This is a genomic window from Pedococcus sp. NPDC057267 (genome assembly GCF_042668795.1).
Classification (GTDB): domain Bacteria; phylum Actinomycetota; class Actinomycetes; order Actinomycetales; family Dermatophilaceae; genus Pedococcus.
In genome coordinates, this window is sequence record NZ_JBHUYG010000020.1 from 1 (window position 1) to 22,536 (window position 22,536).

At 72.7% G+C, this 22,536-nt stretch carries 22 protein-coding genes; 9 read left to right on the top strand and 13 right to left on the bottom strand.

Annotated features, from left to right (window positions below):
- The first annotated feature begins 19 nt into the window (after positions 1–19).
- Both ACFUC1_RS06555 and fahA read left to right on the top strand, forming a co-directional pair.
- A complete protein-coding gene (locus ACFUC1_RS06555) occupies positions 20–916 on the top strand; it encodes a hypothetical protein (protein WP_379117870.1) in 897 nt (298 codons plus the stop codon).
- Positions 913–2,157 (top strand): fumarylacetoacetase, encoded by a 1,245-nt coding sequence (gene fahA / locus ACFUC1_RS06560; RefSeq protein ID WP_379117872.1) that lies wholly within the window; start codon positions 913–915, stop codon positions 2,155–2,157. Before ACFUC1_RS06555 ends, fahA begins: the two co-directional genes overlap by 4 nt.
- Before the next feature lie 15 nt (positions 2,158–2,172).
- On the opposite strand, the gene ACFUC1_RS06565 is transcribed toward fahA, so the two are convergent.
- Entirely contained in the window at positions 2,173–3,120 is a 948-nt protein-coding gene (locus ACFUC1_RS06565) for an RDD family protein (protein ID WP_379117874.1), read from the bottom strand.
- Between the two features lie 86 nt (positions 3,121–3,206).
- Between ACFUC1_RS06565 and ACFUC1_RS06570 the strand changes: the two genes are divergently transcribed.
- Positions 3,207–4,700: an APC family permease gene (locus ACFUC1_RS06570; protein ID WP_379117876.1), complete on the top strand. Its 1,494-nt coding sequence runs from the start codon at positions 3,207–3,209 to the stop codon at positions 4,698–4,700.
- Between the two features lie 96 nt (positions 4,701–4,796).
- Here the strand turns inward: ACFUC1_RS06570 and hppD are convergent, their stop codons facing one another.
- Positions 4,797–6,014 (bottom strand): 4-hydroxyphenylpyruvate dioxygenase, encoded by a 1,218-nt coding sequence (gene hppD / locus ACFUC1_RS06575; RefSeq protein WP_379117878.1) that lies wholly within the window; start codon positions 6,012–6,014, stop codon positions 4,797–4,799.
- Positions 6,015–6,122: 108 nt separating this feature from the next.
- Here hppD and ACFUC1_RS06580 point away from each other — a divergent pair, with 108 nt between their 5' ends.
- Complete coding sequence (locus ACFUC1_RS06580) at positions 6,123–6,611, top strand: Lrp/AsnC family transcriptional regulator (protein ID WP_379117880.1); 489 nt, start codon at positions 6,123–6,125, stop codon at positions 6,609–6,611.
- Here ACFUC1_RS06580 and ACFUC1_RS06585 read toward each other — a convergent pair.
- Both ACFUC1_RS06585 and ACFUC1_RS06590 read right to left on the bottom strand, forming a co-directional pair.
- Positions 6,592–7,467: an LLM class flavin-dependent oxidoreductase gene (locus tag ACFUC1_RS06585; RefSeq protein ID WP_379117882.1), complete on the bottom strand. Its 876-nt coding sequence runs from the start codon at positions 7,465–7,467 to the stop codon at positions 6,592–6,594. The genes ACFUC1_RS06580 and ACFUC1_RS06585 overlap by 20 nt on opposite strands.
- A 147-nt stretch (positions 7,468–7,614) precedes the next feature.
- A complete protein-coding gene (locus ACFUC1_RS06590; RefSeq protein WP_379117884.1) occupies positions 7,615–8,442 on the bottom strand; it encodes a BTAD domain-containing putative transcriptional regulator in 828 nt (275 codons plus the stop codon).
- A 408-nt stretch (positions 8,443–8,850) separates the two neighbouring features.
- Between ACFUC1_RS06590 and ACFUC1_RS06595 the strand changes: the two genes are divergently transcribed.
- The 4 genes from ACFUC1_RS06595 (at position 8,851) to ACFUC1_RS06610 (ending at position 12,597) form a co-directional block, all read left to right on the top strand.
- Entirely contained in the window at positions 8,851–9,045 is a 195-nt protein-coding gene (locus tag ACFUC1_RS06595) for a hypothetical protein (protein WP_379117886.1), read from the top strand.
- Positions 9,046–9,094: 49 nt separating this feature from the next.
- Entirely contained in the window at positions 9,095–9,286 is a 192-nt protein-coding gene (locus ACFUC1_RS06600; RefSeq protein ID WP_379117888.1) for a hypothetical protein, read from the top strand.
- A gap of 84 nt (positions 9,287–9,370) precedes the next feature.
- A complete protein-coding gene (locus tag ACFUC1_RS06605) occupies positions 9,371–11,887 on the top strand; it encodes a MinD/ParA family protein (RefSeq protein ID WP_379117890.1) in 2,517 nt (838 codons plus the stop codon).
- The gene (locus ACFUC1_RS06610; RefSeq protein WP_379117892.1) at positions 11,884–12,597 is read left to right on the top strand and encodes a hypothetical protein; all 714 of its coding nucleotides are present in this window, start codon (positions 11,884–11,886) and stop codon (positions 12,595–12,597) included. The genes ACFUC1_RS06605 and ACFUC1_RS06610 overlap by 4 nt, the downstream gene beginning before the upstream one ends.
- Before the next feature lie 99 nt (positions 12,598–12,696).
- Here ACFUC1_RS06610 and ACFUC1_RS06615 read toward each other — a convergent pair whose 3' ends face one another.
- The 8 genes from ACFUC1_RS06615 to ACFUC1_RS06650 form a co-directional block, all read right to left on the bottom strand.
- Positions 12,697–12,906 (bottom strand): dodecin, encoded by a 210-nt coding sequence (locus tag ACFUC1_RS06615; RefSeq protein WP_379117894.1) that lies wholly within the window; start codon positions 12,904–12,906, stop codon positions 12,697–12,699.
- A 167-nt stretch (positions 12,907–13,073) separates the two neighbouring features.
- Positions 13,074–13,358: a hypothetical protein gene (locus ACFUC1_RS06620; RefSeq protein WP_379117896.1), complete on the bottom strand. Its 285-nt coding sequence runs from the start codon at positions 13,356–13,358 to the stop codon at positions 13,074–13,076.
- A 23-nt stretch (positions 13,359–13,381) separates the two neighbouring features.
- On the bottom strand, positions 13,382–15,133 hold the full coding sequence (locus ACFUC1_RS06625) for a DEAD/DEAH box helicase (protein WP_379117898.1): 1,752 nt from the start codon (positions 15,131–15,133) through the stop codon (positions 13,382–13,384).
- A gap of 104 nt (positions 15,134–15,237) precedes the next feature.
- A complete protein-coding gene (locus tag ACFUC1_RS06630) occupies positions 15,238–16,200 on the bottom strand; it encodes a zinc metalloprotease (RefSeq protein WP_379117900.1) in 963 nt (320 codons plus the stop codon).
- A 182-nt stretch (positions 16,201–16,382) separates the two neighbouring features.
- Entirely contained in the window at positions 16,383–16,691 is a 309-nt protein-coding gene (locus tag ACFUC1_RS06635; RefSeq protein WP_379117902.1) for a DUF3039 domain-containing protein, read from the bottom strand.
- Positions 16,692–16,714: 23 nt separating this feature from the next.
- Positions 16,715–17,272, bottom strand: a complete 558-nt coding sequence (locus ACFUC1_RS06640) for a YqgE/AlgH family protein (protein ID WP_379117904.1) — start codon at positions 17,270–17,272, stop codon at positions 16,715–16,717.
- 74 nt (positions 17,273–17,346) lie between these two features.
- Positions 17,347–19,374 carry a DEAD/DEAH box helicase gene (locus ACFUC1_RS06645; RefSeq protein WP_379117906.1) on the bottom strand — a complete coding sequence of 676 codons (2,028 nt, stop codon included), beginning with the start codon at positions 19,372–19,374 and terminating at the stop codon, positions 17,347–17,349.
- Between the two features lie 212 nt (positions 19,375–19,586).
- Positions 19,587–19,961: a VanZ family protein gene (locus ACFUC1_RS06650; RefSeq protein ID WP_379117908.1), complete on the bottom strand. Its 375-nt coding sequence runs from the start codon at positions 19,959–19,961 to the stop codon at positions 19,587–19,589.
- A 56-nt stretch (positions 19,962–20,017) separates the two neighbouring features.
- Between ACFUC1_RS06650 and ACFUC1_RS06655 the strand changes: the two genes are divergently transcribed.
- Entirely contained in the window at positions 20,018–21,052 is a 1,035-nt protein-coding gene (locus ACFUC1_RS06655; protein WP_379117911.1) for an LLM class flavin-dependent oxidoreductase, read from the top strand.
- Positions 21,053–21,066: 14 nt separating this feature from the next.
- Here ACFUC1_RS06655 and ACFUC1_RS06660 read toward each other — a convergent pair whose 3' ends face one another.
- Positions 21,067–22,527, bottom strand: coding sequence for an NAD-dependent malic enzyme (locus tag ACFUC1_RS06660; RefSeq protein ID WP_379117913.1), 1,461 nt, complete (start codon positions 22,525–22,527; stop codon positions 21,067–21,069).
- Between the last annotated feature and the right edge of the window lie 9 nt (positions 22,528–22,536).

The following is a 22,536-nucleotide window of genomic DNA, read 5'->3' on the forward strand; positions in this document are numbered from 1 at the left end:
CGCCAGTAGGGTGCGCGTCATGACGAGGTTGTCGGACGCCGCCGCACCCCGCCCTGCCGAGCCCGGCCTCTTCGCCGGCCTCGTCGACGACGCGGCGGTCTTCCCGCCGGGCAACGCCCCCCTCGACGAGGCCGTGCGGATGCACCGCGTGCACCGCACCAGCTGGTATGCCGGGCTCGTCGGACCGCTCCTCGTCCCCGCCTCCGCGGCGGGGGACCTCGTGCCGCTTGTCGCCGCAGCCGGGTCCGCTGACGGCGCTGCGGCCGGTGCCGGGGCGGACCCGGTGAGGGTGGCGGTCATCGGGCGCCCGGGAGTGCCCGTCGACCGGGTGCTCGACGCCGTGGCCCTGCTGCGGTCGGCCCAGGGCGTCGACGTGGTCGGGGTCGAGCGCGGGTGGGAGCCGTCGTGGCGCGAGGCGCGCGACCCCGGCGTGCCGCTGACCCTCGAGGTGCCGCGCGGCGACGCGCAGGTCGAGGCGGTCGCCGACATCGCGGCGGACGCCTCCGACGACCGCCCGCTCCAGGCGAAGTTCCGCACCGGGGCCACCGACACGTGGGCCTGGCCCGACGAGCGCGAGCTCGCGACGTTCGTGCGCACCGCCGTCGACCACGACCTCGGCTTCAAGCTCACCGGCGGCCTGCACCACGTCGTCCGCGGCACCCACGACGGGCAGGAGCAGCACGGCCTGCTCAACGTCCTCGTCGCGGTGCGCTGGGCCCTCAACGGCGACGACGTCGACGATCTGGTGCCGCTGCTGGCCGAGCGCGACCCCGCCGTCCTCGTCCCGCACGTCACCCGCATGAGCGCCGCCGACGCCGCCATCGTGCGCGCCTTCTTCCCGGCATACGGCTGCTGCGGCGTCACCGACCCGATCACCGAGCTGGCCGCCCTCGGCCTCCTGGAGGAGCACGCATGACCACGTCCTGGATCGACCTGGCCGAGGACGACGCGTTCGGCCTCGACAACCTGCCGTACGGCGTCTTCTCCACGGAGGGCACCGACCCGCGCGTGGGCGTGCGCGTCGGGGAGTGGGTGCTCGACGTCAGTGCCGCGGCACGGACCGGCCGTGACTCGGTCGGCGCGGGCGACGGCCCGGACCTCACCGCCGCGTGGGAGCGCCCCAGCCTCAACGCGTTCCTCGAGCTCGGGCGCCCCGCGTGGACTGCCGCGCGGTCGTGGCTGCAGGAGGTCCTCACCGACCCGGTGCACGAGGAGCGCACCCGTCCCCACCTCCTCCCGCTGGCCGACGTGACGCTGCACCTGCCGATCGAGGTCGCGGACTACGTCGACTTCTACGCCGGGGAGCACCACGCGACGAACGTCGGGCGGATCTTCCGCCCGGACTCCGAGCCGCTGACCCCGAACTGGAAGCACCTGCCCATCGGCTACCACGGCCGCTCGGGGACGGTCGTCGTCTCGGGGACGGACGTCGTCCGGCCCAGCGGGCAGCGCAAGGCCCCCACCGACCCGGCTCCCACCTTCGGGCCCAGCCGCAAGCTCGACATCGAGGCCGAGCTCGGCTTCGTCGTCGGCGGCTCGTCCCGTGTCGGCCACCCGGTGCCGATCGAGCAGGCCTCGGAGCACCTGTTCGGCGTGGTGCTGCTCAACGACTGGAGCGCCCGCGACATCCAGGCGTGGGAGTACGTCCCGCTCGGCCCCTTCCTCGGCAAGTCGTTCGCCACCTCGATCTCACCGTGGGTCGTCACCATGGACGCGCTGGCCGCTGCCCGGGTGGAGCTGCCGGGCCAGGACCCGGAGCCGCTGCCGTACCTGCGGGGCACCGGCGACGCATCCCTGGGGCTCGACGTCCACTACGAGGTCGTGTGGAACGGCACCGTGGTGTCGCGGCCCGAGTACCGCGACATGTACTGGTCGCCGGCGCAGATGCTTGCGCACCTGACGGTCAACGGCGCCTCGCTGCGCAGCGGCGACCTCTTCGGGTCCGGGACCATCTCGGGCACCGACCCGCGCACGCGCGGCAGCTTCCTCGAGCTGACGTGGAACGGCACCGAGCCCGTGACCCTGGACGACGGCAGCACCCGGTCCTTCATCGAGGACGGCGACACGCTCGTCCTGCGGGCCTGGGCGCCCGGCCCCGACGGCACGCGGATCGGGCTCGGCGAGGTGAGCGGGACGGTCGTCCCGGCCGCCGGCTAGACCGCCGCCCCGCGGCTACCGTCCGGGACGTCCGTCCCGGGGCTGTCGGCCCATGACGACGTTGGTGGCGGCGACCTTGTCGTGCCACGCCTGGCGGTTGGCGTCCCACGCCGGCCACAGCAGGTCCAGCAGGGCGGCGATCGACGCGAACGTGCCGATGAGCGGGATGTTGCCCACCACCCCCAGCACGGCCTGCACCGAGGCACGCCGAGCCGCGTCGGCCAGCGACAGCGGACCCGGCCGCTCACGCAGCCGCACCGAGATGCCCGACACGGCCTTGCCGGGAGTGGCGCCGCTGCGCGTCAGGAAGAACACCTGGTACGCGAATGCCACCACGCCTGCGACGAGGGCGAAGCCGGCCAGGTAGCCGTAGTTGATCTCGGAGGTGATGCGGTTCATCGTCGCGCTGTCACCGGAGCGGAGCGCCTCGGAGAACCCGTCGAAGAACGGCTGCATCGCCCGGTAGAGCAGCCAGCCACCGAGGACGAAGCTCGCGATGCCCGTGATGATGGCGTCGATGATGTAGGCGCCCACGCGCTGCCAGTAGCTCGCCAGCGGCTGGCCGTCCGGGGTGGTCGGCCCCGCCGGGTAGCCGTACTGCATCGGCGGCGCGTTCCACTGGTGCTGCTGCGGCGCCCCGGGGAACTGCGGGTTGGGGCGGCCGGGCTGCGTGCCCGGCGCACCGCCCGGCATACCTCCCTGCGCACCGCCCGGCACACCTCCCTGCGCGCCCGGCACACCTCCCTGCGCACCCCCGTGGGTGCCCTGCCCCGCACCGCGCCCACCGGGCGCCACCCAGTGACGGGCGGCCTCGGCTCCTGCCTGGGCGGCCTGTTCGGCCGTGGTCGCGGGACGGGTGCTCTTGGGGGCCGTGTGCCGGGTCCAGACCACGCCGTCGAAGTACCGCAGGACGGCGGCGTCCTCCGGGTCGTCGTACCAGCCCGGGCTCGATGGCGTGCTCATGGCGACAGCCTCTCACGCACGGCTGCCCGTCCCGGCCCGCGGCCCCGCCGCGCGCCCGCGATCCCTCACGCCTAGGGTGAAACGCCATGAGCAGCAACGACTCCGTCCTGCGGACCAAACCCGTCGAGGACGTCCTCGCGCAGGCCGGTGACGCCGGCAGCGAGGGCGACGGCACGCGCCTTGCCCGGCGCCTCGGGGCCAAGGACCTCATGGGCTTCGGCATCGGCATCGTCATCGGCACGGGCATCTTCACCTTGACGGGCATCGAGGCCAAGAACCACGCCGGTCCCGGTGTCGTCATCTCCTTCGCCGTGGCCGGCGTCGTGAGCCTGCTGGCCGCGTTCTGCTACGCCGAGCTCGCGTCGGCGGTGCCGACCGCCGGCAGCGCCTACACCTACGCCTACGCGACGATCGGCGAGGTCTTCGCGTGGATCATCGGCTGGGACCTCATCCTCGAGTTCGCGCTCGGGGCGGCGGTCGTGGCCCGCGGCTGGTCCGGCTACATGCAGGAGCTGTTCAACCTGCCCACCAGCCTGTTCGGTGAGGGCGCGCCGGTGAACGTCGGTGCGGTCGCCATCGTGCTGGTGCTCGGCGTCGTGGCGATCATCGGCATCCGCGAGAGCGCCCGGGTGACCAACACGCTGGTGGTCATCAAGGTCGCCATCTGCGTCTTCGTCATCATCGCGGGCGCGTTCTTCGTCAAGGCCTCGAACCTCACGCCGTTCATCCCGCCGGCCCAGCCGGTCAAGGCCGGCACGTCGGGCCTGGCCCAGCCGCTGAGCCAGGCCGTGTTCGGCATCCAGCCGACCGCCTTCGGCTTCGCCGGGGTGCTGACCGCGGCCGCCGTGGTGTTCTTCTCCTACACCGGGTTCGAGGCCGTGGCGAACCTCGGCGAGGAGACCCGCAAGCCCGCGCGCGACCTCCCGCTGGGCCTGCTCGGCACCCTCGGGATCTGCACCGTGCTCTACGTCGGTGTCTCGCTCGTCCTGACCGGCATGGTCGACTACCGCAAGCTCAACGAGGGTGCTCCGATCGCGAGCGCCTTCGAGGCCGTCGGGGCGCACTGGGCGGCGAACCTCATCGCCGTGGCAGCCGTCGCCGGCCTGACCTCGGTCATCCTCGTGGACATCGTCGCCATGGGCCGGATCGGCTTCTCGATGGGCCGCGACCGCCTGCTGCCGCCGGCCGTGGCGAAGGTCCACCCGAAGTGGGGCACGCCGTACCGCATCACCATGGGCACCATCGTCCTGGTGGCGCTGCTCGCCGGGCTGGTGCCGCTCAAGGCCCTGGCCGACCTGGTGAGCATCGGGACGCTCTTCGCCTTCGTCGTCGTCTCGATCGCGGTGCCGATCCTGCGCCGCACGAAGCCGGACCTGCCGCGGCCCTTCCGCACCCCCTTCTCACCCGTCGTGCCGGTCCTGTCGGCCCTGGCCTGCCTCTACCTCATGACCAACCTGTCGCTGGAGACCTGGTTGCGCTTCGCCGTGTGGATGGTCCTGGGCCTGGTGCTGTATGCCGTGTACGGCCGGCGCAACGCCCGCCTGGCCCAGCGCGAGCCGGAGCCCGTGCGGTCCGCCTGACACCGGCAGGCCCCGAGCCACCGGAGACGACGATCGGGGGTGTGGGGGTGACGGATCCGTCACCCCCACACCCCCGAAGTCGTGGGGCGGAGCGGGTCAGAGGTTGCCGCGCGCGTCCTGCTCGCGCTCGATGGCCTCGAACAGCGCCTTGAAGTTGCCCTTGCCGAAGCCGAGCGACCCGTGCCGCTCGATGATCTCGAAGAAGACCGTCGGCCGGTCGCCGAGCGGCTTGGTGAAGATCTGCAGCAGGTAGCCGTCCTCGTCGCGGTCGACGAGGATCTTGCGCTTCTGCAGCTCCTCGATCGGCACGCGGACCTCGCCGATCCGGGCGCGCAGCTCGGGGTCCTCGTAGTACGAGTCCGGCGTGTCGAGGAACTCGATCCCGTTGGCGCGCAGCTCGTCCACCGTGCGCAGGATGTCGCCGGTCGCGAGCGCGAGGTGCTGGGCGCCGGGGCCGCGGTAGAACTCGAGGTACTCGTCGATCTGGCTCTTCTTCTTGGCGATCGCCGGCTCGTTGAGGGGGAACTTCACCCGGTGGTTGCCGTTGGCGACGACCTTGGACATCAGCGCCGAGTAGTCGGTGGCGATGTCGTCGCCGATGAACTCGGCCATGTTCACGAAGCCCATGACCTTGTTGTAGAAGGTCACCCACTCGTCCATCTTGCCGAGCTCGACGTTGCCGACGATGTGGTCGAGGGCCTGGAACAGCCGCTTCGGCGCGCCCTCGCGCTTGACCCAGGTCGACTCCTTGGCGACGTAGCCGGGCAGGTACGGGCCGTCGTACCGGGAGCGGTCCACGAGGGTGTGCACCGTCTCGCCGTAGGTCGCGATGGAGGCGATGCGCACCGTGCCGTGCTCGTCGGTGAGGTCCTCGGGCTCGCGCACGACGCGGGCACCGGCCGAGCGGGCCTGGGCGATGCACTTGTCGACGTCCGGCACCTCGAGGGCGATGTCGACGACACCGTCGCCGTGCTTGGCGTGGTGCTCGATGAGCGGGCTGTCGGGGCTGACGGCACCGTTGAGGACGAACCGGATCGAACCGGACTTCAGGACGAAGGACTTGTGGTCGCGCTGGCCGTTCTCCGGGCCCGAGTACGCGACGAGCTCCATGCCCCACGCGGACTGGTAGTACTGCGCCGCCTGGGTGGCGTTGCCCACGACGAAGACGATGGCGTCCCAGCCGGTGACCGGGAACGGGTCCTTCGTCTCGTCGTACTCGACGAGGCCGACGAGCTGCTTGAGCTGCTCGAGGTCGAGGTTGGCCTCACGCTCCTGGGGCGTGAGGTCGAGGTTCGTGTCGCTGGTGGTCGTCATGGCGGCAGGGTGCCGCGACGCTGCCCAGGTGTGCAACCGTATGCCGAGCGGCTGCGCAGGATGTGCGAAGTGGTCGCCGTAAGCGCTGATCCAGTGGACAATGTGTCCATGTCCCTCGACGACCTGGACCGGCGGCTGGTCACCCTGTTCACCGAGCAGCCCCAGATCGGGGTGCTCGGCGCCTCGCGCGAGCTCGGGGTGGCCCGCGGCACGGTCCAGGCTCGGCTCGACCGGCTCTCGCAGCGTGGCGTGATCCGGTCCTGGGCGCCGCAGCTCGACCCGGCGGCGATGGGGTACCCCGTCTCGGCGTTCTGCACCCTGGAGATCCGGCAGGGCCGCGGCCACTCCCCCGTCGTCGAGCACCTGGCCCGCATCCCCGAGGTGCTGGAGGCCCACACCATCACCGGCTCCGGTGACCTGTTCATCTCGGTCGTCGCCCGCGACAACGCCGACCTCCAGCGGGTCATCGACGCCGTGGTCGACGACCGCCACGTGGTGCGGGCCAACACCGCGATCTCCCTGGCCACGCGCATACCGCTGCGGACCCTGCCGCTGGTCCAGGCGGCGGGGACCCCCGTCAGCGAGGCAGCGACGTGACCGCCTCGGCGACGACGTCGGGGTCCGCCCAGAAGCGGTCCCCCGGCTCCCCCACCGGCGCGTAGACGACGAGCTCGTCGAAGCCGGCCTCCACCGCCGCACCCACCGTGTCGGCCAGCGCCTGGACCGAGGCCAGCGGGCGCAGGGTCCCCCACCCCACGAGCACCGACCGGCCGATCGCGGCGGGGTCGCGACCGATGCGCTCGCAGGCGGTCGTCACCCGCCGGGACTGCCGGGCGAGCGCCTCCCACCAGCCCGAGGCGTCCAGCTCCGCCAGCGCGGCCCCGCCGAAGGTCACCCAGCCGTCGCCCTGCCGTGCTGCGAGGTCGAACCCGCGGGGCCCGCCGGCCGAGATGACCACCGTCGGTGGGAGCCGCCCGGGGGCGTGCGCGGCGGGCTGCACGCCCTCGATCCGCACCACCCTGCCCTCCCAGGTCGACCCCCCGAGCCACAGGGCCCGCAGCGCGGACACCGACTCCTCGTAGCGGTCCCAGAGGTCGCGCACCGTCACCAGCTCACCCCGGTCGGCCAGCACGTCCCCGGGCAGGCCCGCGCCGAGGCCCAGGACGAAGCGGCCGTCGCTGATGTCCTGCAGCGTGGCCGAGGCGCGGGCCAGGACGGTGGGGCTGCGGATCGCGGCCGAGGCGACCAGGGTGCCCAGGCGCATCGTGCTCGTGACCCCGGCGGCAGCCGCGAGGGTCGTCCACCCGTCGGCCCACCAGCGGCCGGCCACGGTGGGGTGGGTGAGGTGGTCGGCGGCATACCCCGCGTCGAAGCCCAGCTCCTCCAGGCGCATCCACGTGTGCCGCGCCTCCCGCCACGACTCCTGCGGGAGCACCAGGGCACCGAGGCGCATCGGACCTCCTCCGGCTCGGGGCGGCCCGCGGCTGCGGGGACAGGGCCGCCGCGGGGTCGCTCACGTCGATCCGATCGTTTCACCCGCCCGCGGGGTCGCGTGCGAGATTCGGCCCAACTGGCCGCCACCCGCTCCGCACTCCCGGGCTCAGCGCAACCCGTGCGGTGGCCGGCGGGGTCGTGCCGCACGCCGCGCCGCCACCGCCTTGCGAGCGACCGGACCGAGCGCCCGCCCGCGCCGCGACAGGTAGGGCGCCACGAGCGCGGTCGTCACCGGATCGGGTCCCAGGTCGAGCTCCTCGCGCAGCAGGGCGGCGAACCGCTCGTAGTGGGACAGCGCCGCCGATCGGTCCCCGGAACGCAGGAAGATCCGGATGAGCGTCTGGTGCGAGGCCTCCCGCAGGGGCTCCAGCCGGATCGCGCGCAGGGTCGTGTCGAGCGCCTCGGCGGTCCGGCCGCTCTCGAGCTGCTGCTCCGCCTCGCCATCGAGGACCCGCAGCTCGAGGTGGCGCAACCGCTCGCGCTCGATGACGACCCAGTCGTCGAGCCAGTCCGGGAGCAGCTCGACGTTGAAGGCGCGGCCGGGCTGGCCCAGGAGCAGCACGCCGCTGCCGCTGTCGCCGGCTCCGGCACCGGCACCGGCACCGGCACCGGCACCGGCCAGGGCGAGCACGTCGACCTGGACCGAGGACGCCATCCGCAGGAACGTACGGCTGCCGGGCGACACGAGCTCCCCCACCTGCCGGGCCCGCCAGAGCGTCGAGCGGAGGTTCGCCGCGGCCTGACCGGACGCGACCCCCGGCCACAGGTCCGCCGCCGCCCGGACCCGGGCGACCGCTCCCCCCTGCAGCGCGATGTAGGCCAGCAGCTTCTGTACACCGTTCGGGACCTCGACCGGGCCGTCACCGTCTCGGAGCTCGAAGCCGCCGAGCAGGTGCAGGGTCCACCGGCCGGTGTCAGGCGCTCCCTCGACCACGTCCACCACCTGGGTGCGTGCAGGGCAGCCCACCATCGCTGGCCACCCCCATGTCCAGCTCATTTCGCGCGGCCACGCAGGCATGTTCGGCCCCGTCCGACCGGCCCTGCAGGACCACCCCGGTGACGTAGTCGACCCGTTGCCGTCCGTCCGGCAGTCGACCGAGTCAACCACCGGCAAATCCCTGCGAACTCGACCATGGTGCCCACTGCCGGCCCCCACGGCATACAACCGATGTCGTAGAAGCGCCCACGAGCCCGGTGACCTGTCGACGACGGTGAGCACACGGCGGCCCCACGCATCCGCGCACGAGCCGCACACGACGCGGTGACGCAGCCGCGACGACGTCGGTCCTACATGGTTGCTGTCAACACCACGTACCGAGGTCGTGGAGAGGGGGTGAACACCATGACCGCTCTGTCCTTCGAGGAGCTCTCGGTCGAGCAGGTCGAGCTGCTTCCGTCGCGCGAGACGCTCGCCCTCTGGTCCACCAACTGGGCCAACATCGGCGCGACCAACGTCGCGCTCTCGCAGAACACCTGGACGATGGGCTCGCTGGCCAACGCTGCGGCCGGCCAGACCATCCTGGTGAGCCAGTCCTGACCGGGTCACGGTGACCAAGCCATCGAGTGCAGGAGAGGAGGGGAATCCCATGCACGAGATCGTGACGACCCGTGAGCTCGAGGAGTCAGCGGTGGAGCTGCTACCGAGCCGGGAGACGTTGGCGATGTTCAACTTCACGAACATCACCGCAGTCAACCTGGCCATCGCAGTGAACGCCTTCACGTTCGGCTCGGCGGCGAACGCCACGGCGCTCCAGCAGATCGCCGTCCTGCAGCACTGAGCCACACCGGGTGGGGGCCGTCCCAGGTGCCGGCCCCCACCCGTCATCGACAGCATGCGTGTCACGGACGCTGGGGGAAGCTCGATGTCCACACCGCTCTGGCAGGTCTCGCGACCCGCGCCACGGCTGGCCGAGGGGGTCCGGCTCCTCGGCGAGTACGAGGGCTCCGGCTTCTCCGAGCCCCACTACCTGGCCGTCCGGGGGGACGAGCAGGTCCTGCACATGTCGCGGCTGCTGCACCTGGTGGCGAGCAGCCTCGACGGCGACCGCAGCATGGAGCAGGTCGCTGCCGCCGTGAGCACGGCATACGGCCGCACGCTCACCGCAGCTGGGCTGGCGTTCCTGCTCGAGCAGCGCCTGCGCCCGCTCCAGCTCCTCGCGGAGCCCGGCACGGGTGCCGCGACCTCCGCACGGCCGCCAACCACTCCCGCCCCACGCGCCGACCCGCTGCTGGCCCTGCGGCTGCGGCGGACGCTCGTGCCAGCCCGCTGGACCCGGCGCATCGCGCGGTGCCTCGCCCCGCTCTTCCACCCGCTCGTCGTGGCCGCCGCCCTGGTGGCACTCGTCGCTGGAGACGCCTGGCTGCTGCAGACGGACACGATCGGGTCGGCCTTCTCCGCCACGCTCGAAGACCCCATCATCATCCTCGGCCTGCTCGGGGTCCTGCTGCTGTCCACCCTGTTCCACGAGTTCGGGCACGCCGCTGCGTGCCACCGGGGCGGGGCCGAACCGGGCTCGATCGGCGTGGCCGTCTACCTGGTCTACCCGGCGTTCTTCACGGACGTGACGAGGTCGTACCGCCTCAGCCGGGTCGGGCGGCTGCGCACGGACCTCGGCGGCGTCTACTTCAACGTGCTTGCCATCCTCGTGCTCCTCGCCCTCTACGCGCGGACGGGCTCTGCGCTGCTCCTGCTGTCTGTGGTCCTCGTGCACACCGAGATGCTCCAGCAGCTGCTGCCGCTGGCCCGTCTCGACGGCTACTTCGTCGTCGCGGACCTTGTCGGGGTGCCTGACCTGTTCGGCCGGGTCGGTCCGGTCGTGCGGAGCCTGCTTCACCCGGGCCGGCCGTCGCCCCGGGTGAGCGAGCTGCGCCCGTTCGCCCGGCGGGTCATCACCGCCTGGGTGCTCGTGGCGGTGCCGGTCATGCTGGCGGCCTTCGGGCTCCTGCTGTGGAACGCGCCGGCCGTGGCTCGGTCGGTCGTGGCGGCCGAGGGACGGCAGCTGGCCCTGCTGCGCAACGCCGTCTACGGCGGCCAACCTCCCGCAGCCGCGCTCGCGGCGGTCTCGATGCTGCTGCTCCCCCTGCCCCTCGTGGGGTTGGGTCTGCTCGTCGGCGGGTTGCTCCGCCGCCTCATCCTGCGGGCGGTTGCCGGCAGGACCCCGTCCAGCGGCGCGCGCCGGGCGCGCCCCCGTCCACAGGAGATCCCGATGTCCGGATCGAAGCATGCTCCTGTGCTGCCCATGATGGAGCCGGGTCAGGCCATGGCGCAGCCGTCGAGCACACCGCCACCGCCGCAGGCCGGCGGAGCCGCCACCTCATCCCCGGGGGCGACGCCCCCCGCTCCGCCCGTCCCCCTCGCACGGGCCCACGGGGAGCACCTCGTGCCGGCCCCGGGGGCGACCGGCCTCACTCCCCACGAGGCGGCCCTGGCCCACAGCGCGGCCGAGTTCACGGAGGAGGCCATGCTGCGCCCCATGTCCCGGCCCCCGGGTCGTGGTTGGCGCCGGGGGGTGTATGCCGTGACCCGCGGCGGGGTCAACCTCGGCCCCGGTGCCGCGGAGCGTCGCGAGATGGACCTGCTGGGGCGGGTGCGCACCCCCGTCCGGGGGTGCCGGCGGATCGTGGTCCTGTCCCGCAAGGGCGGCGCCGGGAAGACGACGACCACGCTCATGCTCGGGCACACGCTCGCGACGTACAGGGGTGACCGGGTCATCGCCCTCGACGCCAACCCCGACGCCGGCAGCCTGGCCCACCGCATGCCGAGGCAGACCACGAGCACGGTGACGGACCTGCTCCGGGAGCGGGACTGGATCCAGAGGTACGCCGACATGCGTGACTTCACCTCGCAGGCCGCCGACACGCGCCTCGAGGTGGTCGCCTCCGACGACGACCCACGCATCTCGCAGGCCCTGGGTGAGGAGGACTACCGACGCGCCATCGAAGTGCTGGACCGGCACTACAACCTGCTGCTGGTCGACACCGGGACGGGCATCCTCGACAGCGCCATGCAGGGCATCCTCGCCGAGGCGGACCAGCTGGTCGTCGTCATGCCGCCGGCGCTGGACGGTGCGCGGGTGGCGGCGATGACCCTCGACTGGCTCGAGGAGCACGGGCACGTCTCACTGGTCCGGGGGGCGGTGGCGGCCGTCAACGCCGTCCACGGCGCAGGACAGCTGGAGCTGCCCCGCATCGAGGCGCACTTCGCGACCCGCTGCCGGGCCGTCGTGCGCATCCCGTGGGACCCGGTGCTGCAGGCGGGGGCGCACACCGCGCTCAACGACCTCCGCCAGCAGACCCGAGACGCCTACCTCGAGCTCGCCGCCCACGTCGCAGGAGCCTTCACCCAGGACCGCGTCCCCTCCCGCGGGGGCCGGTCATGAGGTCCCCACGGGCTGCGGGGGCGGGGGCCAGGCGCTGGCTCGGGGCCGTCGCGACGTCGGCAGCCCTCGTCCTGGCCCCGGCCCAGCTCGCCTCGGCCCACCAGCCGGGAGGGGCCGGTGACGACCAGTCGGAGCCGGTGTCGTTCGCCGACCAGGAGGTCGTCCAGCTCGACGCGAACGCCTCGGGGAGGCTGTGGGACTCGGGGCTGGAGTACCACCAGAGCGCCGCCGACTCCGTCACCGCCACCAACGCCGCGGTGGCGTACGCGGCGTGCGACGGCTGCCGGGCGGTCTCGCTGTCCTTCCAGGTCGTCGTCGCCGACGGCGCACCCACGACCCTCGCCCTCGGCAACGTCGCCGTCGCTACCACGGAGGACTGCACCGGGTGCGAGGCTGTCGCGGTTGCGTACCAGCTCGTCGTGGCGAGCGGTGACCGGCTGCGCCTCACCGACCGGGGTCGCGCGGGGCTGGCCGACCTGCGTCGGCACCTGCGCCGACTGGCACGGTCGGACCTCTCCCCATCGGACATCCAGGCCCAGGCCGCCGACCTCATGTCACAGGTCTCGGCCACCCTGTCGCAAGAGCTGCGCGCCAAGCTCCGGGTCCGGTGTGACCGGGAGGTCGACGAGGGTCGGCCGGTCGGCCACGACCGCTCCCAGGTTACGGACGGGCTCGACGGGCACGGGACGGCCACTGGCCGCGGCGCCTGACTGCGGGGGCCGACCCCAGGGCCGGGGCCCGCGCCCACCAACGGCCGGGTGCGTCCTCGCCGCCGTGACCGGCGCGGACGCGCCCGGTTCCCGCGGGGCTCAGTTCTCCAGACGGAATCCGAGCTTCACGGTCACCTGCCAGTGCGCGACCGCGCCGTCGGCGATCTGGCCGCGGACGCTCTGCACCTCGAACCAGTCCAGGTTGCGCACGGTTCGCGCCGCCTGGGTGACCGCGTTGGTCACGGCCGCCTCGATGCCGTCCGGTGAGGTGCCGACGACCTCGGAGATGGAGTACACGTGGTTGGCCATGGCGCTGCTCCGTCCTCGGCGACGAACTCGCCGTCCCGCCACACGCTAGCGCCTCGTGGCGGCGCAGCGGCCCGCACGGCGCGGCCCTTCGGCACGACCCACCGGCCTGGGGTTTCGAGGCCGGGCTCCGGGTGCCGCTCAGACCGTCCCGCGTGCAGGCGCCGATGTCAGGTGGCGTTGCCCAGCGCGAAGGAGACGATCACCGATGCCGCGACCACTGCCCCGCCGAGCGCCATCAGCGCTGCCCCGGACGCCCCCTGCGTGGCGACGCGCCGGCGGCTGCCCACCAGCACCAGAGCGATCGCCACGGCGTTGAGCGGCAGGGCGACCCACCAGGCGGGTTCGGGCACGGCGACTGCGCCCCACGTGAAGACTGCCGCGAACACCACGCCGAGCACGACGAGCAGGACCCGGGCGACCTTGATGCGGGTCTCGAGGTGGGCGTTGGCCACGGTGGTGCGCGTCCCTGTCGCTGCTACCGGCGCCCGACCAGCCAGGCGCGGATCTTCTCGATGCGCGCGGCAACCTCGGCCGACGTCGCCGCGTCGAGGGAGGGACCGCCGCAGGCACGCCGCAGGTCGTTGTGCACCACGCCGTGGGGGGCGTTGGTCTTGCGGGCGTATGCCGCGACGAGCCCGTTGAGCTCCTTGCGCTGGGCGGCGAGCGCGCGGTGCGCCGACACCGGCTGTGGCGCCGCCTTGGGCCGTCGGCTGCTCTGGGCGGTCTGCCGCTCGTGCAGCAGGAGCGCCACCTGGTCGGGCTCGAGCAGCCCCGGCAGGCCGAGGTACTCCTGCTCGTCCTCGGACCCGACGGCGGCGCCGAGGCCGAACTGCTTGGCGTCGAAGAGCACGTGGTCGAACTCGGCGTCCGACTCCAGCGCCTCGAAGGTGCTCTCGTCGAGCCCCACCGTCTTCTCGGTGCGGTTGGCGGCGGCCACGAGGGCGTCCTCCTCGGCCCACATCGAGGCCTCGGAGTCGTCCTTGGTCACCCGGTCGAGGGCGTGGTCGCGCTCGTCCTCCAGGCGGGCCGCGTGCTCGAGGATGACCGGCACGGAGGGCAGGAAGACCGAGGCGGTCTCGCCGCGGCGCCGAGCCCGGACGAACCGGCCGACCGCCTGGGCGAAGAAGAGCGGGGTCGAGGTCGACGTGGCATACACGCCGACGCACAGGCGCGGCACGTCGACGCCCTCGGAGACCATGCGCACCGCGACCATCCACCGGGAGTCGCTGGAGGCGAACTCCTCGATGCGGGCCGAGGCGCCGGCGTCGTCGGAGAGGACGACCGTCGGCTTCGTGCCGGTGATGGACTCGAGGATCCGGGCGTACGCGCGGGCGCTGGTCTGGTTCGAGGCGATGACGAGGGCACCTGCGTCCGGGACGCCGCGGCGGACCTCGGTCAGCCGCTTGTCCGCAGCGGCGAGCACGGCGGGGATCCACTCGCCCTTGGGGTCCAGGGCGGTGCGCCACGCGTGCGCCATCGCGTCCTTGGTCAGCGGCTCGCCGAGGCGCGCGGCGATCTCGTCGCCGGCCTTCGTGCGCCAGCGCATGGCGCCGCCGTAGGCCATGAACAGCACGGGCCGCACGACCCCGTCGCGCAGGGCCTCGGCATACCCGTAGGTGTAGTCCGCCGCGGACCGCCGGATGCCTGCCTGGTCCATCTCGTAGCGGACGAACGGGATCGGGGAGGTGTCCGAGCGGAACGGGGTACCCGTCAGGGCGAGCCGCCGGGTCGCGGGCTCGAACGCCTCGCGGATGGCGTCACCCCACGAGAGGTTGTCGCCGCCGTGGTGCACCTCGTCGAGGATCACCAGGGTCGGCGCGGTCTCGGTGCGGGTGCGGTGCAGCGACGGGCGGCTGGCGACCTGGGCGTAGGTCAGGGCCACACCGTCGTACTCGCTGGAGTGCCGGGCCGAGGAGTTGGAGAACCGCGGGTCGATGTGGATGCCGACCCGGGCGGCGGCCTCCGCCCACTGCACCTTGAGGTGCTCGGTGGGGGCGACGATCGTCACGGCGGAGACCGTGCCGCGCCCGAGCAGCTCGGTGGCCAGGCGCAGGGCGTAGGTCGTCTTGCCGGCGCCGGGCGTCGCCACGGCGAGGAAGTCGCGGGGCGTCGACCGGAGGTAGGTCGTCAGCGCCTCCTGCTGCCAGGCACGCAGCTTGGACGCCGTCCCCCAGGCCGCCCGCTCCGGGAATGCTGGTGACAGGTGGGAGGCGGCGGCAGTACTCATAGGCCCGCCACGATAACCGTTGCCCGACAACGACATGCCGAGGCCCCGGCATGTCTGCCGGGGCCTCGGGGGTGTGCTAGGGCATGTCGCCGGAGGCGAGCTGGCTACTTGCCCTGGCGGTAGGTCACCCAGGCGTTCTGCGCCCGGGTGGTCTGGCCCGGGGTGAAGCTGTCCATGCACGCGTCGTCGGTGTAGTCCATGAAGTTCTTGATCGGGTCCAGGCCCGGCGAGCGCGTGCAGCTGTCCCGGCCGGTGGGGCAGCCGTAGGCCGGCGAGGCCTCCGCAGGGGTGTCGTCGACGGAGTCGCCCTGGCCGGTGCAGCCCCCCTGGAACGTGTGGTAGAGCCCGAACCAGTGGCCGGCCTCGTGGGTGGCGGTGTCGCCGAGGTTGTACGGCGAGGCCGTGCCGCCCGGCAGGCTCTGGTCGAGGACGACGACGCCGTCCATGACGTCGTAGCTGGACTTGGGGAAGGTCGCCCAGCCGAGCAGGCCGCCCGAGAGGTTGGCCGTGTAGATGTTGAGGTCGTCCATGGTGCCCTTGCGCAGGGCCGTCTTCATCGCGCGCTCGGCGGTGCTGCCCTGGGACAGGTTGTACCAGGAGGCGTTGTCGGTCTTGTCGACGCCGGCGTTGACGAACGAGAAGCCGGTGCCGCTGTAGGCGCTGTTGAGCACCGACACCTGCTTGGAGACCAGGCCCGAGACGTCACCCGTCGTGCCGCTGGTGATGACGTGGAAGTAGACGTTGACCGTGGTCGGCGAGAACGCCCCACCCCCGCCGGGCTTGCGTGCCGAGCCGTTGGCGTTCTTGGTGTACCCCTTGGCCGCCATGGCCCTGGCGAACGCGTCCTCGTAGGCGCGGACCTGGGCGGCCGACAGCTCGTTGCCGTCCTTGCGGTTGCCGCCCTGTGCCGAGCGGGCCGCGTTGACCGGGTCTGAGTGCGTCGCGCACTCCGCGGCCACCGTGGACTCCCCGGCCATCGGCTGGGCGAGCGCACTGCCCTGCCCGAGGGCGAGGGCGGCAGCCGCCAGCACCAAGGAGGAGAGCGCGATTCGGGAACGAAGCACCATGTGCGTCCTTTCGCAGGAGGACCACCAGCCCGGTGCGGCGGGCGGATCTGCGTCGCACGCTAGGAGCGCGTTCGTCAGCGGCACTGCCTGGAAAGCACAGGCAGAGGTAAAGAGTCAGCCATGCTTGGGGCAACAGGTGATGCGACCGCAGGCAAACGCGGCCTCCGGGCACCGTCCTCGACTCAGTCCTCGCCGTCCTGCGGGGCGCGCAGGCCCTCGTAGATCTCCTTGCACGTGGGGCACACCGGGAACCGGTCGGGGTTGCGGCCGGGCACCCACACCTTGCCGCACAGGGCAGTCACCGGCTCCCCCGAGAGCGCGCTCTCGAGGATCTTCTCCTTGCGCACGTAGTGGGCGAAGCGCTCGTGGTCGCCCGGCTCCTGCAGCTGCTCCTGCACCTCTTCGCGCTCGAGCACCGCGGTGCTCGTCTGCTGCTGCGGCTGCGCCTGCGGCGCGTGCGGGTCGTCCAGGGGGATCTGGGGCTCGCTCATCCCCCGAGTGTATGCCGGGTGCCTCAGTTCATCTCCGGGTCCACCGGGAAGGTGGCCACGAAGGCGAGGTGGTCGCGCTGGCGGCGCAGCACGCGCACCCAGAGGCTCTGCGGGTCGTCGTCGAACGCGTCACGGCCCTCGGCCTCCACGACGTACCAGGACCCAGCGTCGACCTCGTCCTCGAGCTGCCCGGGCGACCACCCGGCATACCCGGCGAAGATCCGCATCCCCGCGACCTCGGGCATGACGAGCTCGGGCGGCGTGTCGAGGTCGACGAGGCCGACCCCGCCGAAGAGCCGCTTGACCCCCATCGGCTCGACGTCACCGGGCACGGTCACCAGCCCGAGCGCACTGTCGAGGCCCACCGGACCACCCTCGAAGAGGACCTGGGGCGCGGTGACGTGGTCCTGCCACTCCGGCAGGACGGCGTCCACGCGGGCATCGAGCGGCCGGTTGAGCACGACGCCCTGCGCCCCCTCCGCGTCGTGGTGGAGCAGGAGCACGACGCTGCGGCGGAACACCCCTTCCTCGATCTGGGGTGTCGCGAGCAGCAGGCTGCCGGACAGGTCGTCGGTCTCCACCCCTCCATTCTGCCCACAAAGCCACAGCCCCGGTCACCGGGACCGGGGCTGTGGCAGAACGGCTGACGGGGAGGTCAGTCGCGCGGACCGCGACGGGGGCCGCCGTAGGGACGACCACCCTGGCGACCACGGGGACCACCGGAACGCGGGCCGCGCGGGCCACCGCGGTGCTGGCGCTTCTCGCCCTCGAGCAGCCGCTTGAACCGCTCCTCGGACACCGGGATGCCGCTGGGGGCACTGGCCCCGGTGGCCGCGAGCCGCTCGTCGCCGGGGACGGCGCGGGTCGGGACGGCGTCGATGCCGGCCTCGCGGGCCATGCGCTCCATCGTCTTGCGCTGGTGCGGGAGCGCGAGCGTCACGACGGTGCCCTTGTCACCGGCGCGGGCCGTGCGGCCCGAGCGGTGCAGGTAGTCCTTGTGGTCGGCCGGCGGGTCGACCTGCAGGACGACCGAGACGTCGTCGACGTGGATGCCGCGGGCCGCGACGTCCGTGGCGACGAGCACCGGCAGGCTGCCGTCGCGGAACGCCCCGAGCACCCGGTTGCGCGCGCCCTGGCCGAGACCGCCGTGCAGCGCCGCGGCGAAGACGCCCTGCTCGCGCAGCTGCATGGCGACGCGGTCGGCGCCGAGCTTGGTCCGCACGAACACGACGGTGCGGCCCTCGCGGTTGGCGACCTCGGCGGTGATGACCTTCTTGTGGACCGGCTCGATGAGCAGGACGTGGTGCTCCATGGTGGTCACGGACGCCTTGGCGTCGTCGGTCGAGTGGGTCACCGGGTCGCTGAGGTAGCGCTCGACGAGGGTGTCGATGCCGTTGTCCAGCGTGGCCGAGAAGAGCAGCCGCTGGCCGCCCTCGGGCATCCGGTCGAGGATCGCCGTGACCTCGGGCATGAAGCCCATGTCGGCCATGTGGTCGGCCTCGTCGAGCACCGCGACCTCGACGTCCCCGAGCTCGACGGCCTCGCGCTCGAGCAGGTCCTTGAGGCGGCCCGGGGTAGCGATGAGCACCTCGACGCCGCGGTTGAGGGCGTTGATCTGCGTGGTGTACGACAGGCCGCCGGCGACCAGCTTGTGGCGCAGGCCGAGCACGTGCACGAGTGGCTCGAGCGCGTCCGACACCTGCATCGCGAGCTCACGGGTGGGGACCATGACGAGGGCACGCGGACGGCGCGGGACCGCCTTGGGGCGCTCGGCGAGGCGGGCCAGCATCGGCAGGCCGAAGGCAAGGGTCTTGCCGGAGCCCGTCTGGCCACGGCCGAGGACGTCACGACCGGCGAGCGCGTCCGGGATGGTCGCCGCCTGGATCGGGAACGGTGTCGTGATCCCGTCGCGGGCGAGCCGCTCGACGAGGCGCTCGGTCAGGCCGAGGGCGGCGAAGCCGTTGTCGGCCTCGACGGTCACGGGTCCGTCGACGGACTTGCGGGTCGCCTTGACCCAGGTGTCGGCCTCCATGCGCTCGGCCTCGGGGTCCACCTGGTCCTCGAAGCGGTTGGTGCGCTCGAACCGGTCGGTCCGCTCGAAGCGGCGGGCCGGGCGGTCGTCACGGTCGTACTGGCGCGGGCCACGGTTCTCGTCGCGGTCGAAGCGACGGGCCGGGCGGTCGTCACGGTCGTACTGGCGCGGGCCACGGTTCTCGTCGCGGTCGAAGCGGCGAGCCGGGCGGTCGTCACGGTCGAAGCGGCGAGCCGGGCGGTCCTCACGGTCGTACTGGCGCGGGCCACGGTTCTCGTCGCGGTCGAAACGACGGGCCGGGCGGTCGTCGCGGTCGAAGCTGCGAGCCGGGCGGTCGTCGCGGTCGAAGCGGCGAGCCGGGCGGTCGTCACGGTCGTACTGGCGCGGGCCACGGTTCTCGTCGCGGTCGAAACGCTTGGCCGGACGGTCGTCACGGTCGAACCGCTTGGCCGGACGGTCGTCGCGGTCGAACCGCTTCGCCGGACGGTCGTCACGGTCGAACTCGCGACGCACGAGGCGGTCGGCGTCACGCGCCGGGCGGGTGGTCGACTGTCCGCGGTGGGCCTTCTTGGGACCCTTCTTCGCGGCAGCCTTCTGGTCAGCAGTCCAGCGGGCCTTCTTGGGCGCGGCGGATCGCAGGTTCTTGGGCACAGATGTTCAACTCACTTCAGGTACTCGAGGTAGACACGTCTCGAGCCACCTGGCGAGGGAGACCGGGAAAGACGAGCCTCAGGCCACGAAGGGCCCGGTGGACCGGATCGACGGTCGTCATCCGGTGGGCGTCAGTCGGCATCGGGGACATCGGTGCGGCCTCACTGCCGCGGGTGGCGCTGCCAGGCGCCGCCGAACTGAGCCCGACCAGTCTACCAGCGGCGCCGAGCCCTCCCGACCACGACGAGCGTGACGCCGAGCACCACGCCGGACAGGTCCGCCACGGCGTCCCAGACGTCCCCGTCGCGGTGCGGCAGCAGGTAGTGCTGCACGAGCTCGCTGACCGGGGCGTGCAGGGCGAGGAGGCCCACGAGCCACGCGGGCCGCAGCCCCGCGACCAGCCCGACCACGGTCGGCACCCCGAACAGCAGGACGTGGACGACCTTGTCGGTCCACGTCACCGGGCCCTGAACGTCGACGCGCGGCCAGTACAGGCAGCACAGGTGGACCACCACGAGGAGCACGAACACGATCCGCGCGGCCGAGGTCGACCGGGTCGGGGAGGTCCTGGTCGTCGTGTCGCTCACCCGGTGCAGCGTAGACGGGCGGAATCGGCAGCGGGTGACGGGTGTTGGCACCGGACGTGACCTCGCCGACCCCAGGAACCCCCCGCCCACTGTCCCTGCTCGACTTCGTCGACGTGCCGTCGGGCATGACCGCCCAGCAGGCCATCGCCCGCAGCGAGCGGACGGTCCAGGCCGCGGACCGGCTCGGGTACGCGCGCTACTGGATCAGCGAGCACCACAGCTTCGCCGGGCTGGCGAGCAGCTCGCCCGAGATCCTCATCGCCCACCTCGCCTCGCTCACGTCGGGCATCCGAGTCGGAGCAGCCGGGATCATGCTGCCCAACCACTCCCCCCTCAAGGTCGCGGAGTGGTTCAAGACGCTGGAGATGCTGCACCCGGGGCGCATCGACCTCGGGCTGGGCCGCGCCCCCGGAACCGACCAGCTCACCGCCTTCGCGCTGCGGCGCTCCCGCGAGGCCCTCACCGCCGACGACTTCCCGCAGCAGGCGGCCGAGCTCATCGCCTTCCTCTCCGACGGCTGGCCTGACGACCACCCCTTCAAGGCGGTCCGCGCCACCCCGGTCGTCGACACCAGCCCCGAGCTGCTCATGCTCGGCTCGAGCGGCTGGGGCTCCTCGTTCGCGGCCGTCAACGGGATGACCACGGTCTTCGCCCACCACATGAGCCCGGGCCTCGCCGTCGAGGCGCTGCGGGCATACCGCCGCGACTTCCGGCCCGGCCCCCTCGGTGACACGCCGCGCGTGATCATCTCGGTCCTCGCCCTGGCGACGGAGGACCCGGACGTCGCCGCGGACTTCCGCGCCGGCTGGGCCCTGCAGATGCAGCGCATCCGCAGCGGGGCCACGACGCGTCCCAGCACGGACGAGATCCGTGCGTTCCGGCTCAGCCCGGAGTTCGCCGCCGTCGAGCCCAGCCTCGAGGGCCGCGTGTATGCCGGGCCGCCGGCCGAGGTGGCCGCCGGTCTCATCGCGCTGGCCGACGAGGCCGGCGCCGACGAGGTCACCCTCGTCGCGCCGACCCCGGACCTGGACGCGAAGCTGCGCAGCCTGGAGCTGCTCGCGACGGAGTTCGGCCTCACGCCCCGCGGCTGACCCTCGCGCCCGGCTCAGCCGATGAGCTCGACCTCGTCGCCCTCGGCCGACGCGGTCCGCTCGACCGCCTCCGGCGCGGTGCCCAGCACGGCCGCCTTCACCGCGGCGGCGACCACCTTCGACACGTCGGGGTGGAACACGCTGGGGATGATGTAGGCCGCGTTCAGCTCGTCGGGGTGGACGACCTCCGACAGGGCGGTCGCCGCGGCGAGCATGACGTCCTCGTCGATGGTCCGCGACGCCGCGTCGAGGAGCCCCCGGAAGACGCCCGGGAAGACCAGCACGTTGTTGATCTGGTTGGCGAAGTCCGAACGCCCGGTCGCGACCACGGCGGCGTGCTGCGCGGCGGCGATCGGGTCGACCTCCGGCTCGGGGTTCGCCATGGCGAAGACGATCGCCCCGTCGGCCATCGTGGCGATGTCGTCGCCGCTCAGGATGTTGGGGGCGGAGACCCCGATGAAGACGTCCGCACCCGCCACCGCGTCCTTGAGCGTGCCGCTGACCCGGCGCGGGTTGGTGTGCTCGGCCGACCACGCCAGCTGCGGGTGCTCGCCCGACGCGATGTCCTCGCGGTCGGGGTGCAGGACGCCGAACTGGTCCGCCACGACGACGTCACGTGCGCCGGCCTTGAGCAGCAGCTTGAGGATCGCGGTGCCGGCGGCGCCCGCCCCCGACATCACGACCCGGCAGTCCCCCAGCTCCTTGCCGACGACCCGCAGCGCGTTGCGCAGGGCGGCGAGGGTGACGATCGCGGTGCCGTGCTGGTCGTCGTGGAAGACGGGGATGTCGAGCTCCTCGCGCAGCCGGTGCTCGATCTCGAAGCAGCGCGGGGCCGAGATGTCCTCGAGGTTGATGCCCGCGAAGACGGGGCTGATCGCCTTGACGGTGCGGATGATCTCCTCGGTGTCCTGGGTGTCCAGGCAGATCGGGAAGGCGTCGATGTCGGCGAACCGCTTGAACAGCGCCGCCTTGCCCTCCATGACCGGGAGCGCCCCGAGCGGGCCGATGTTGCCCAGCCCCAGCACCGCGGACCCGTCGGTCACCACCGCGACGGTGTTGCGCTTGATCGTCAGCCGCCGGGCGTCCTCGGGGTTCTCCGCGATCGCCATGCAGACCCGGGCCACGCCCGGGGTGTAGATGAGCGACAGGTCGTCACGGTTGCGGATCGGGACCTTCGACTCGACCTTCAGCTTGCCGCCGAGGTGTACGAGGAAGGTGCGGTCGGAGACCTTGCCGATGTCCACGCCGTGCACGCCGCGCATCGCCTCGACGAGCTCGTCGGCGTGGGCGGTGTCGCGGGCCGCGGCGGTCACGTCCACCCGCAGGCGGTCGGCCCCCGACGCCGTCACGTCGAGGCCGGTGACCAGGCCGCCTCCTGCCTCGATGACCCCGGTCAGCTCCGACACCGCGGTGGCGCGGGCCGGGAGGGTGAGGCGGACGGTGATGGAGTTGGACACGGAGGGCACGGCGGTCATGCCGGCATT

What these genes read in the sequence shown, in the direction of transcription:
- ACFUC1_RS06555 (WP_379117870.1), top strand. Translation starts at nt 20, where the DNA reads ATGACGAGGTTGTCGGACGCCGCCGCACCCCGCCCTGCCGAGCCCGGC.
- fahA (WP_379117872.1), top strand. Translation starts at nt 913, where the DNA reads ATGACCACGTCCTGGATCGACCTGGCCGAGGACGACGCGTTCGGCCTC.
- ACFUC1_RS06565 (WP_379117874.1), bottom strand. Translation starts at nt 3,120, where the DNA reads ATGAGCACGCCATCGAGCCCGGGCTGGTACGACGACCCGGAGGACGCC.
- ACFUC1_RS06570 (WP_379117876.1), top strand. Translation starts at nt 3,207, where the DNA reads ATGAGCAGCAACGACTCCGTCCTGCGGACCAAACCCGTCGAGGACGTC.
- hppD (WP_379117878.1), bottom strand. Translation starts at nt 6,014, where the DNA reads ATGACGACCACCAGCGACACGAACCTCGACCTCACGCCCCAGGAGCGT.
- ACFUC1_RS06580 (WP_379117880.1), top strand. Translation starts at nt 6,123, where the DNA reads ATGTCCCTCGACGACCTGGACCGGCGGCTGGTCACCCTGTTCACCGAG.
- ACFUC1_RS06585 (WP_379117882.1), bottom strand. Translation starts at nt 7,467, where the DNA reads ATGCGCCTCGGTGCCCTGGTGCTCCCGCAGGAGTCGTGGCGGGAGGCG.
- ACFUC1_RS06595 (WP_379117886.1), top strand. Translation starts at nt 8,851, where the DNA reads ATGACCGCTCTGTCCTTCGAGGAGCTCTCGGTCGAGCAGGTCGAGCTG.
- ACFUC1_RS06600 (WP_379117888.1), top strand. Translation starts at nt 9,095, where the DNA reads ATGCACGAGATCGTGACGACCCGTGAGCTCGAGGAGTCAGCGGTGGAG.
- ACFUC1_RS06605 (WP_379117890.1), top strand. Translation starts at nt 9,371, where the DNA reads ATGTCCACACCGCTCTGGCAGGTCTCGCGACCCGCGCCACGGCTGGCC.
- ACFUC1_RS06610 (WP_379117892.1), top strand. Translation starts at nt 11,884, where the DNA reads ATGAGGTCCCCACGGGCTGCGGGGGCGGGGGCCAGGCGCTGGCTCGGG.
- ACFUC1_RS06615 (WP_379117894.1), bottom strand. Translation starts at nt 12,906, where the DNA reads ATGGCCAACCACGTGTACTCCATCTCCGAGGTCGTCGGCACCTCACCG.
- ACFUC1_RS06625 (WP_379117898.1), bottom strand. Translation starts at nt 15,133, where the DNA reads ATGAGTACTGCCGCCGCCTCCCACCTGTCACCAGCATTCCCGGAGCGG.
- ACFUC1_RS06630 (WP_379117900.1), bottom strand. Translation starts at nt 16,200, where the DNA reads ATGGTGCTTCGTTCCCGAATCGCGCTCTCCTCCTTGGTGCTGGCGGCT.
- ACFUC1_RS06635 (WP_379117902.1), bottom strand. Translation starts at nt 16,691, where the DNA reads ATGAGCGAGCCCCAGATCCCCCTGGACGACCCGCACGCGCCGCAGGCG.
- ACFUC1_RS06660 (WP_379117913.1), bottom strand. Translation starts at nt 22,527, where the DNA reads ATGACCGCCGTGCCCTCCGTGTCCAACTCCATCACCGTCCGCCTCACC.